We start from the raw sequence: 12,318 nt of genomic DNA, 5'->3' as shown, positions 1-12,318 counted from the left end.
CCAACCTGTCTGCATAGCTCCGCTTGCATTTAGATAATAACGAGAACCATCGATTTCTTGGAAGCCTGTTAACATGACACCCTCTTTATCTAGATAATACCAGATGTCCTTATCTTTGAGCCAACCTATCTTCATCGCACCACTGCTTACGAAGTAGTAATAATGGTTATTGATCCATTTCCAACCTGTCTGCATAGCGCCACTTGGATTGAGATAATAGCGAGAACCATTAATTTCTTGAAGACCTGTTAGCATGACACCTTCTTTATCTAAGTAGTACCAAGTATCTTTATCCTTGACCCAGCCAGTTTTCATAGCTCCGGAACTAGCAAAATAGTTCCAATGACCCTCAATTAAGGCCCAACCAGTTTGCATGATACCATTTTGATTAAAGTAATAGGTAGTGCCGTTGATATTCTTTTTACCAACTGTTCGAATACCATCTTCATCATAATAATACCAGCTTGAACCTTGTTTTTGCCAACTTGAAGCGCTACCTTCTGTTTGAAGAGCGCCACTACTTGCGAAAAGCATCTTCTTGCCATTAAAGACTTGTAAGCCAGTCAGCATTTTACCATCTTTATCAAAGAGATATTTTTGCCCACCGATTTCGGCTAATTCATTAAATCGTCTTGCACCATTTGACTGGATATAGTACCAACTATTTTCATGATAGAACCATCCACCAGTTTGCATTTTACCATTTGCATTAAGATAATACCAATTTCCTTCACCATAAGGATTCCAACCATCATTTACATTAAGCCACCGTCCTGCCTGCATTTGGCCTTTTCCGTTAAAGAAATAGTTGCTACCATCAATTTCTTGCCACCCGATAGCCATCTGACCATCTTTCAAGCGATATTTCCAATGGCCATCTTCTTGATACCATTTCTCATCAACAGTGGGAATATTTGGAAAATCTCCTGAAACGTTGGTAAAACCTTTATCACTAATGTCAAATACTGTTGCATCTTGAGTTTGACTAGATGCATGAATCACTTGAATATTTTTCTTTTGGAGATAATCTCTCGTTGAAGCAAGGTTAATATCACCTCCAGTCGTCTGAATGACCATACTAGGAGAAAGATGATTAATGAAGTCAATTGTATTAGAAATCTTAGCATCATAGTGATGATTCCATTTCATCATATCTACTTTGCCAATCACAGGACCTAACTTGTCTTCTGCTCCTTCAGCATTATCTAAGTCACCACCAAGATAAATTCTTTTTCCTGCAACAGTTACTACTGCTACAATTGAATTGGAATTATCATCAAGAACTCTTTTTAAGTTCCCATCAGAATCATATTCATTTTTATAATTATAAAGCTGAATATCCATGTCACCAAATTTGAAATGACTATCCTGATCTTTGATATCTTGAATTAATGTAACACCCTTATTCTGTGCAGCACGAAGAGCATTATCATAATTGAAGAGGTTATCCCACAATCCCCAAGTACTTGTAATTCGTTGATCCGAATATTTTTTCAAATAGAATTTATCGACTTGATAGCGATTAAGAATTTCATCTGCTCCACCTATATGGTCGCTATGAACATGAGTTCCTAATATAAAATCTAATTTCTTGACACCTAATTGATCAAGGTGGCGAATCAACCGATCTTCCAAAACTTGATAATTGTTAATAGAAATTCCCCATCGATTTGGATAACGTGTATCCGTTCCATCCGGAAAATCATAATCCTCTCCCATATCAATCAAAGCATAGTGGCCATTACTTTCTAGTAAAATAGCATCACTTCCAGAGTTAGCTTTTGTATTGATAAAGTGGATACGATTCCCTGAACCTGTTGAAATAGTATCTGCATTCACTGTTTGTGCTTGAATTATTGATGCCGATAAGATCAAGGCACTAAGTAATATTGATTTTTTCATAGTTTTCATAAGGCATTCAACTTTCTCTTTTTTATATACTCTTTCATTAATAAATCCAATAATTGTTTTCATTCCCTGGTGTCTGTTGGTCAACAGGGGGTGGGGTCATATAATCTTCACCAAACTCATAGACAAGAACCTCATGGTATCTTCTTGGTACTTTTAGAATTAGATTTTCATACGTCATATCAATTGTATCATACAACCATTCTTTTTTAATACCAGCTGGATAGTAAGAGTCATAAGTTGAACAAACTAAGTCTGTAGAATTTTCAACACTATATTTTAATGCAAGTTGTTCAAGTTTTTGATTCCACAATTGAGGAGAAGTAAATCTAAATATTGCTGATGCAATATAACGAGGAAGATTTTTAATTCCTCCATTTTCATATTTAATTCCCTTAAAGTTTAACGACGATAGACGAATTAATTGCTTATAGAGCTTCATTTTCTTACGATCTTGTTCATCTGTAACAAGACCATCGTACGGGAAGACATCTACGCAAGTTCCAAGCACAACACTTGGATCTAAAAGATTCGAATCTCTCCGTGTTCGAATATCGTAAACACGCATATAACTATATGGATAACCTTTAGTTTCTCTGAAAGAAATCAGCTTATAGTATGGGTGATGATCGTTTTTTAGAACAGCATATAACTTTTCAAATTCATCTCTAGCTAAAGAAATGTCTGTATCATCATCCCAAGGAATAAAACCTTTATGACGAACTGCACCTAATAAAGTGCCAAAATCGATAAAATATTTGATATCATATTTTTCACAAACTTGGTGTAAGTATTCTAGAATTCCAAGCTCAATTTGCTTGATTTCTTCAAGGCTTAAGATTTTTTCAGACATTATTTGTCACCCCTAATCTCTACTTCTTTGTTTAAATAATAATCTATTGGTTTTCAGTAATCTTCCACAATTTGAAGTCATGATGCGAAACTTGTTGCTCAACTGGTGGTAACTGCATATAATTTCCATAATCTGAAGTTAAAATTTCATGATAATGTTTTGGAATCATAAATTTCTTACCTTCAAAGCTCCCAGCTTCAACTTGTTCTAACCACTCACGTTTCCAAACGGGCTTATTCATATCTTTATAGACAACATAGTCCACTAATTCATAATCTTCTACTTTTCTAGATTTAGCTAATTCATCGATTTGAGAAACATACTTATTTGTGTTAGTGAAATAAAAGATAATAACAGAAATATAGCGGATAATTGAATTTACTACACTTTTAGTATTCGTAATTCCTTTGAAAGTGTAACAACTTAATTGACGCTTTTTAATAATCTTTGTCATCTTATCTTTAAATGCCTGATCATCTTCATACCCATCAACAGGGAAAATATCGACATAAATTCCCATGTCTGAATCAATTCGAACATCTTCTTCAACCAAATAGGTATGATTATCCTGAACTTTCATGAATGGATAGACATAATTGACATTATTCTTGTATGACATTAGTTCATAACGCTCATTTGGGTGTGCAATCATATAATCTTGCAGCTTTTCATAATCATCACGAAGCATACAAATATCCATGTCATCATCCCATGGAATAAACCCTTGATGGCGCACTGCACCAATTAAGCTACCATAAGCTAAGAAATACTTAACACCAATTTTCTGACAAACTTCATGAATATATTCCATTATTCCTAATTCCATCTGTTGGATTTCAGAAATATCGGTCACTTCCTCATAACGAATATTTTTTTCTTTCAAACAAATCGTTAGACCATAGCCAATCACTAACCAGAAAATGATATTGATAAAGTTTGTCGAATACATGATCTGACTTTCAAACAATTGTCCGAATAAAATACCAAAAAATAGAATCATGATTAATTTTTCGCTGTTCTTCTTAGACATCATTAAATAAGTGACAAATCTTCCAGCGATATAAGCTATTAAAAGTATGAAAGAAAGCAAACCTAATAATCCTGAACTTACAAAAATTGTTACAAATATATTATGGAAATTCCCACCAATCAGTGAGTTCTCAATTTCGAATTTACTAAAGTATTTTGTGTAATAATCTGATACGTTTCGAACACCATAGCCAAATAACGGTTTTGAACTTCCCATTTTGATTGCATTTTTCCAAATATATGTACGCCCACTTGGAGTCGTTTCAATCAAGTGAAGCTCCCCATTTTTCTTAGCAACATCCGAATCAGTTTCAGAATAAGATTCACCTTTATTTAAGTCAATTACAGTTGCCTTAGCTCCTAAGATATATACTGAAGTTACATAACTAATACCAATATTGCTACCTGTTAGTAAGATACTAGCTACTAGAAAAGTAAGGCATTTTTTGAGTAGTTTTCCTCTAGAAACAAAAAGACAATAAAATCCAAGCATCAAAATTACTGATAACAAGGCCCCTCTACTCTGCATGGTTGCAAAATAAATTACCTGAATCAGATTATTTATCTTTAGATAAACTGAGTATTTACTTCCTTTATGAATGAGGTACAATGCAAAAACAATACTGATATATGAAAAAATAGCACTTGCATTCGGATTAACAATACCCCATAGGCGTCCATTCATTACACCATAATAATAGGATTGTTCTCCAATTTTAAATAATATTAAAACTCTAAAAATTAAAAGAACAAAAGCAAATATAGCTGAGAAAAAAGAAACAAATTGAACTGTTCCTGCAATCAAGCGAATTAACTTCTTAAGATACTCTGAATTCACCATAGTAAATAGTAAAATATAGGTTATCATAAAGAAAATTTCAACCATATTTCCTATCAAGTGGCCCGAGCGATTAACCAATGCAGCTACTAGATGACTACCTGCTAAAAGCCCAAATAAACTTAGAAACTTCTTATCGATTTCTATTCGTTTCCAATTTAATAATAATGTTAAACAAATACAAAGAACAACAACTGCCGATAATCCCTTATAGACAGGGTTGGTAACTTTATATACTAGGGAACTCATACTTAAAATCGAAATAAAAACAAACAGATATGAAATCCAAAATTTTGATTTTTCAAAGTATTCATTCGTTTTTGAAAAATTCATCTTCAACTCCTTTAAATGGCATTATTGATTCAAGCCGACAATTTGTCTATAAATCCATGGAGAAACAAGGAGGGACAAAACGGCTATTTTTCGAAAATTAGTAAAATAAGGATCTTTTAATATTTCAGATAAATGATTAATAATCCACTTTCTCAACTTATTTTTTTCAGTTCGATATTGATTTGATTCTGTAAAGATTATTTTATCGTACACAGTAATATAGGACCAACATTCTCTGTTCACTAATTCAGCTTTTAGTTGTGGGAATATTTGAAAAACTTCAGAAATGATAATCTTATAGACCTCTAAAGTATCAAATACATACGTATTGACAGAAGTTGTCGCACTACCTTGTCGATGATCATAGTAGTAGATTGGTTTATCGACAAATACACTTTTGCATCTGGTTTTTAGTAAGACTTCTGTTAAAAACAAAGCATCCTCTGCCAAATGATAGTCTGTATTGAATGTAAAATCTGAAATAATCTCTCTTTTAAATAATTTTGCAACAGGGAAAAAAGAAGTTCTAGTTGTCGTCAATAATTCCCTCATTGTCTGTTCTGTCGACCACTTCTCTACTTTTCCTGAAAAAGCTGGTAATTCTGTAATTTGACCATTTTTTATATGATGGAGACGTGCTATACTAAATCCTATAGAATCGTCACTATCAACTACACTTAGTAAAGTTTCCAAGTAATCTGGTGTAATAAAATCATCACTATCAATAAAAGTAATCCATTCTCCTTTTGAGTTTTGAATACCTACATTTCTAGCATTTGAAACTCCAGCATTATCAAGATGCAAAACTTTGATATTATCATTTTTAGAACATAGCTGATCACACAACTCACCACTATTATCTGTCGAACCATCATTAATAAGAAGCAATTCAAAATTGGTATAAGTCTGCTTTAAAATCGACTCAACACATCGTTCAAGATACTTTTCTACATTGTATACTGGAACAATAATACTAATTTTTTCTTGCATTATATTCTCCCTTATATTCTGTGTAGCTCTTATCCATATCAGCGATTACAGCATCGTGGTGAGGTACTTGCTTGTCTGCTGGCGGTGGTGTCATGTAATCACCAAAAGCTGTACTGAGATAGACATCGTAACCAACTGGAATAGGCATTTCTGTCCCTTCGAATGGTAAGAAAATGCTATCTTCAAAGGCCTGAATTGGATATTTCTTCTTCATGTAGCCTGGACCTGAACATAATTCTGTAATGCCATCACTTTCGGCTGGTCCATACTTGGTCATTTCTTTTTCAGCCTTTTTCCAGATACGATAGCGAAGGGCTTTAGGAGTTACTCCTAGTAAAATGGTACTACCCCACTTCATAAGAGCTCCATGCTTTTCCGGAATAGTTTGTGCACAGAAGAGGGAATAAATCAAAGCCCAGCGGACCTGTTTCTTACGCTCTGCTGGATTTTTAGGGTAGTAGTCCAAAGGAAGAACATCCAAGGCCAAGCCGTGTGGGAGGTCCAAATCTTGTTGGTAAGGCTTGATGCAAGTTGTTTCCTTGTCTCGAATAGTGATAAAGAGGTTACGGTCGACAAAGTCCTTATCACTTTTTGATAGGAAGTAACGTTCGTCCGCATATTGAGGCCATAACTCTGCTAGTTTTTCATAGTCCTTACGAGGCATAAAGAAGTCCAAATCATCATCCCAAGGGATAAAACCTTTATGTCGTAAAGCCCCAATAGCTCCTCCGCCACACAAATAACAAAGCAAATTATGTTCTTTACAAAAGGCGACAAAATATTCAGCCATCTCTAAACTACGGGCTTGAATTGCCTTTAAATCACTCATCTCATTCTTTTCCTCTTCTATAGAATTACATCATTTTATTATACCAAAAAATGGTCAAAAAATCCATCTGATTATGTGAAAAATCAAAGCCCGAGAACACCTATTTTATTAGATGTTTCAAGCTTTGATTTAGTTTTTATTATCATCTAAATCCCATTTGAGCTAATTTTTTTTGATAGGCTTCTTGGTCAATACGAAGTGACTGACCTCCATAGACATCATAGTCATCTACCCAGTCTCCAAGTTCCGGTACTGTTAGTCTTTCAATACCGTTCTGACCTCCCTCAAGAACTGATAAACCATTGGTCAATAGGAAGGTATATGGAATATTTGTAGATGTCATAGCGAATACTTTTCCAAGGGCTTCTGAACCTGTGAAAAGTTTTGTAGGATCCTTAATTTGCTGTAAAACAGCTGTCATGACTTGTTGCTGTCTACGAGTACGTCCGTAGTCCCCTTCATCGTCATCACGGAAACGTGCATAGTTGAGAAGAGTTGAACCATTCATTTGTTGCGTCCCAACTTTAATAGTTTGTGTAGGCGATTCAGTTTCTGTGGCATGCAAGTCATCACCAACTGTAGCTTCTGTAACCGGAACTCCATTTAGGGTTGAAAATTGAGCATCAATGGTCACACCGTCAGGGAAAAGCGTGTCAATGGCAGTCGCAAAGGCTTGGAAATCGACAAGGGCATAGTATTTGATATCTAGGTCAAAATTATCTTTAAGGACCTTACGCACCATTTCAGCCCCTTGTTTTCCTTCTTGTTCCCCCAATTCGTAGGCCAAATTCAACTTGTGATCAGCCTGTTTTTGTCCGTTAATAACTTGGCTATAACCATCAATATAAACTAGGTTGTCTCGCATAAAGCTTACAAGCTTAAGCTTTTTATCCTTACCACTTACATTTAAAACCATAATGGAATCTGTCCGTGTTTCTGCACTATTCTGTCCAATACGGCCGTCTGTCCCTAAAATAAGAATATTGACACCATCTCTTGTATCCTGTCCATTGAAGACTTCAACTTGAGCAGCCTTGGCATCTTTTGATCCACTTGAGCCATTCGGATTGGCTGATTGGAAACCTTTCAGGAACATGAAAATCATTCCTACTGCAGCACAAAGCAACAGCATTCCTAACCAAGCAAGTATGCGTTTAAATCGAAAGACTCTTTTTTTCTTTGGTTTCTTCTGCTTAGGAATCTTGGCTTTTGGTTGAGGTAGACTACTACGTCGACTAGCTCGGCTACGATTTGTATAACTCGGTAGACCTGTATTAGATTCCGTATAGTCCTGATAGTCTTGATTTTCTGCTTCTTCTACGACAACTGAACGAGCTTCTTGTTGACCATCCAGCTTAGCTTGTAAAAAAGCAAACTCTCTCTTTTCTTTCTCATTCAAATAATGAATATTTTTCAAAAGATAGTCATATCTCAGTTTTTCATGGTGTGTCAAAGGATTCTCTCTAGTCATTCTTTCTCCTTCCCTTTTTCCTGTATGGTATAGATAGGGTAAGCTCCTAGTACTTTATAATGGATCCCAATCGTTTCTAATTCTTTTTGAGCAAAGTGAACAAGTTCGGTATCAATATAGTCCACATCAATGATAAAAAAATACTCACCTAGTGCTGTTTTTAGGGGGCGACTCTCAATCTTTGTCAAGTCAATCCCACGCCAAGCAAAGGTGGAAAGCCCCTTATATAAGGCTCCTGGAAGATTATCTGGCAAAGTCAATGCTAGACTCATTTTCTTAGCATTTGCGTTCAAGGGCATTTGCGGTGCCTTGGGACCTAACACCCAAAAGCGAGTGAAATTAGCTTCCATCTCTTGAATATCTTCAGCAATTAATTCCAAACCATATTCTCCAGCCGAACTTTTTGGAGCAATGGCTGCAAATGGCTGACCTGGATGCTCGGAGACATAGCGCGCAGCGTATGCTGTACTTGCCGTTACTTCTAATTGAGCGTCTGGAAAATGTTCATCGATAAATTTCTTCCCTTGGGCTAATGCCTGCGGATGAGAAAAGATTTTCTCTATTTTAGACTGTCCTGGTACTGCCATCAGCTGTTGATGGATTGGCTGAACAATCTCTGCCACAGCTTGAATGCGAGCTTGATGGAAGAGATAGTCTAGGGTCTCATGAACACTACCTTCAATAGAATTTTCAACTGGCACTACTGAATAGTCCACCAAACCTTGTTCATAGGCCTTGATAACGTCCGTAATATTTGAAAAAGGCTCTAGTTCCTCATGAGGAAAAGCCGTCTGCACAACATGGTGCGAAAAAGATCCTTTGGGACCTAGATAGGCAATTTTCATTTCAGTTCCTCTATAATTTCCTCTGGACTTAATCTTGATACATCAACAATTTGACTAGCCACTTCCTCATACCAGATTTGTCTTTCATTAAAAATCGCAGCCAAATCTTCCTTGCTATTGTTTAAAAATAGTGGACGTTGATTGTCCTTATCGGCTGAAATTCGCTGGTAAAGGGTCTCAAAATCTGCTTTTAGGTAGATGTTATCTGGATTCTGCTTAAGCAAGGTACGATTTCGAGGAGAAATGACTATTCCTCCACCTGTGGAGATAACTTGATCTGTCTTTAGCAGATCAGCCAAAACTTCTTCTTCTATCTGACGGAAGGCTGCTTCTCCTTTTTCTTCAAAGGAACGAGCAATCGACATCCCCAATCGTTCTTCCAGCATGGCATCCATGTCTACGAAGTCAGGATCTAATCCTCTAGCGATGGTAGATTTTCCTGCACCCATAAAACCTAGTAAAACCTTAGCCATGGATCAAGGTCTCCAAATCATCAAAGAAGCTTGGATAGCTAGTATTGATAGCTTCTGCACGGTCCAATTCGACTTCTCCATCTGCAACTAAGAGAGCTGCAATGGCTGTCATCATACCGATACGGTGGTCTCCAAAGGTGTTGACTCTGGCTCCATGGAGGACAGATTTTCCTTTGATAATCATTCCGTCTGCTGTAGGAGTGATAGTTGCCCCCATGCTATTTAAAGCATCTGCGACAACTTGAATGCGGTCCGTCTCTTTGACTTTAAGTTCTTCAGCATCTTTGATAACCGTTTTCCCTTGAGCTTGGGTTGCAAGGAGCGCAATAATCGGCAGTTCATCAATCAAACGTGGAATCAAGGCTCCGCCAATCTCTGTTCCCTTCAAATCTGAAGTTTCAACAGTCAAGGTTGCAGACTTAGCAACTGGGTCAATATCAGTAATTTCTAATTTTCCACCCATAGCACGGATAACATCGATAATACCTGTTCGTGTTTCATTAATACCAACATTCTTGAGCACCACTCGAGAATTTGGAACAATCAAACCAGCTACTAACCAGAAAGCTGCACTCGAAATATCTCCTGGAACGACAACCTTTTGTCCACTTAGTTTCTGTGGTCCCTGGACAGTGATTTTCTTACCATCGACACTCAAGTCTCCTCCAAATTGACGTAACATATCTTCTGTATGATTACGAGTGCACTCCTTTTCAATGATGACTGACTGACCCTGAGCCTGCAAAGCCGCAAAAATCAAGGCAGACTTAACCTGAGCAGAGGCAATCGGCAATTCGTATTGAATAGGTCTTAAGTTTTTTGTTCCTTTTAAGTGCAAAGGTGGCAAGTCTCGCTCTGTTTGACCTGAAATGCTAACTCCCATTTTTTTCAAAGGAAGAGTCACTCGGTCCATAGGGCGTTTGGAAAGACTGTCATCTCCAAACATCTCCACTTCAAAATCTGCACCAGCAAGGACGCCTGAAATCAAACGAATAGAGGTCCCAGAATTCCCCATATCGAGAGATTTCTGAGGAGCTTTCAAACCATCCATGCCGACACCTTGAATGGTAACGACACCATCTTTGTCCACTATCTCAACACCGAGGTCACGAAAAACTTGCATGGTTGACAAAACATCTTCGCCACGCAAGATATCATAAACTTTAGTCTCGCCCTCAGCCAAGCTCCCAAAAATGATAGAGCGATGACTGATAGACTTATCACCTGGCACTCGAATACTACCATTCAAGTGGCAAATATTTGTTTTTAACTTCATACTAGACCTCATACTGACAATACTTTTTCTTATTTTATCATATAAAGTCAGAAATTTCTTAAAAATTCCTGACTTTATGATAGTTAATAATATTTTTTCAATACACTTTTACCTTTTTGATTTATTTCAACCTGAATCTTTTTAATAGCAATTCTTTTTCATTTTCAATTTACCAACTATCTGAAGAGCCACCACCATCAAATCCACCGCCATCCCAATCATCTGAAGACCAAGATGAACTAGAACTACTAGTATCATATCTAGATGTAGAAGAATCTAATCTACCGTAAGAACTTGACTGTACTCTTTGTGAAGCATAGTAGCTTTTTTTGAGCTCGGAAGTCCAAGAAGCATTCTTCACAAAATCTTTATCGTTTGGATAGAGTTTTCCCTTCCCTTTATAAGAGTATTGAGAGCGGTTCAGCCTATCTAGTTGCTTTCTTTTAACTTCTGCGAAGTATTCTTCTATCAGTAATGTAGTCCAAGTATCATTAGGTAGAAAACCTTTTGAGTCTGGATAGAGTTTGTTATATCCTGTGTAGTTATATTGAGACCTAATTAAACGCTTATTTTTTTTATAGTCCGATTTACGTTCTTCAGTCCATGTATCGTTAGGTACAAAGTTAGGAAAATCTGGATACAGCTTCCCCTTTCCCTCATACTCATACTTAGAAAAGCGACATCTTTTTAAGTACCTGAACCACGTTACTAAACTCAGTAAAAGAAAGAATATTAGATAGAACAATATCGGAAACGGAATGTAATCGAAATACTTACTAAGGCCTTCATTATTTTTTAAAGATTTTTCATAGATTTTTGAAAGCCAACTATTCTTATTCTCTTTCTTGTTAATGATTTCAGCTTTCCCAGATTCGGCTTTAGAGATGCCTACTAGAATTCTGTTAAGAGCATCAGTGTATTTCCCTTCTTTCATGTAAGGCTTCGAATCATTTAGTAAAGAACTAGCCTTCGAGTCAGTAAGCCAAATTGCTGCTTCGTTGGATGTTTCAATACGAAACTTCCTATCCTTTATAGCAATAGCGATTAAAATTCCACTATTGGAATCTTGTTTCCCAATTTTCCATTTGCGTGCAACCTCATTGGCTACCTCTTCGATACTGGAACCGTCCAGGGTATCTACAATGTATATACCTACTTGGGTTTCACTTCCAGCATTCATACTCTCTAACGTTTCTGCAACACTAGTGGTTAAATACCCATTAGGATCGTAAATACCATTTAAAGGCCGATCTGGAACAGCTATATTAGCCGCCACTAGTGGCATAAAAAAGAATAAAGGGATAATTAAGAGTAAAATTAACTTTTTCATAGGAGATTCCCCACAAGACTAATCAGTTAAATTGATTTTAGGGATAAACTTTGCATCTTTCTCTGCTCCAATTAACTCAGCTCTATAGTTAGAAACTTTCAAATTTGTTTTGCATTTTGATTATTAGTAAAGACAATCATTCC

Annotated in this window: 10 protein-coding genes; all 10 read right to left on the bottom strand. The window is 36.5% G+C overall.

Annotated elements, in window-relative coordinates; all coding sequences use genetic code 11:
• Positions 1 to 1,911, bottom strand: a 1,911-nt coding sequence (locus tag QM810_RS08110) for an MBL fold metallo-hydrolase (RefSeq protein ID WP_414254502.1), incomplete at its 3' end; no start/stop codon positions are given.
• A 37-nt stretch (positions 1,912 to 1,948) separates the two neighbouring features.
• Positions 1,949 to 2,761, bottom strand: coding sequence for a LicD family protein (locus tag QM810_RS08105; protein WP_414254501.1), 813 nt, complete (start codon positions 2,759 to 2,761; stop codon positions 1,949 to 1,951).
• Positions 2,762 to 2,804: 43 nt separating this feature from the next.
• A complete protein-coding gene (locus QM810_RS08100; RefSeq protein WP_414254500.1) occupies positions 2,805 to 4,961 on the bottom strand; it encodes a LicD family protein in 2,157 nt (718 codons plus the stop codon).
• 21 nt (positions 4,962 to 4,982) lie between these two features.
• A complete protein-coding gene (locus QM810_RS08095) occupies positions 4,983 to 5,954 on the bottom strand; it encodes a glycosyltransferase family 2 protein (protein ID WP_414254508.1) in 972 nt (323 codons plus the stop codon).
• The gene (locus tag QM810_RS08090) at positions 5,935 to 6,780 is read right to left on the bottom strand and encodes a LicD family protein (RefSeq protein ID WP_414254499.1); all 846 of its coding nucleotides are present in this window, start codon (positions 6,778 to 6,780) and stop codon (positions 5,935 to 5,937) included. The genes QM810_RS08095 and QM810_RS08090 overlap by 20 nt, the downstream gene beginning before the upstream one ends.
• Positions 6,781 to 6,922: 142 nt before the next feature.
• On the bottom strand, positions 6,923 to 8,251 hold the full coding sequence (locus QM810_RS08085; protein WP_414254498.1) for an LCP family protein: 1,329 nt from the start codon (positions 8,249 to 8,251) through the stop codon (positions 6,923 to 6,925).
• Complete coding sequence (gene pheA, locus QM810_RS08080; protein ID WP_414254497.1) at positions 8,248 to 9,096, bottom strand: prephenate dehydratase; 849 nt, start codon at positions 9,094 to 9,096, stop codon at positions 8,248 to 8,250. Before pheA ends, QM810_RS08085 begins: the two co-directional genes overlap by 4 nt.
• On the bottom strand, positions 9,093 to 9,569 hold the full coding sequence (locus tag QM810_RS08075) for a shikimate kinase (protein WP_414254496.1): 477 nt from the start codon (positions 9,567 to 9,569) through the stop codon (positions 9,093 to 9,095). Before QM810_RS08075 ends, pheA begins: the two co-directional genes overlap by 4 nt.
• On the bottom strand, positions 9,562 to 10,845 hold the full coding sequence (gene aroA / locus QM810_RS08070) for a 3-phosphoshikimate 1-carboxyvinyltransferase (RefSeq protein WP_414254495.1): 1,284 nt from the start codon (positions 10,843 to 10,845) through the stop codon (positions 9,562 to 9,564). The genes QM810_RS08075 and aroA overlap by 8 nt, the downstream gene beginning before the upstream one ends.
• Before the next feature lie 169 nt (positions 10,846 to 11,014).
• A complete protein-coding gene (locus QM810_RS08065) occupies positions 11,015 to 12,175 on the bottom strand; it encodes a TPM domain-containing protein (RefSeq protein ID WP_414254494.1) in 1,161 nt (386 codons plus the stop codon).
• Positions 12,176 to 12,318: the final 143 nt, after the last annotated feature.

Source organism: Streptococcus infantis, from assembly GCF_047464155.1.
Classification (GTDB): Bacteria; Bacillota; Bacilli; order Lactobacillales; family Streptococcaceae; genus Streptococcus; species Streptococcus infantis_U.
Note: the sequence above shows the minus strand (reverse complement) of the source record. Positions and strands in the feature narration are given on the sequence as shown.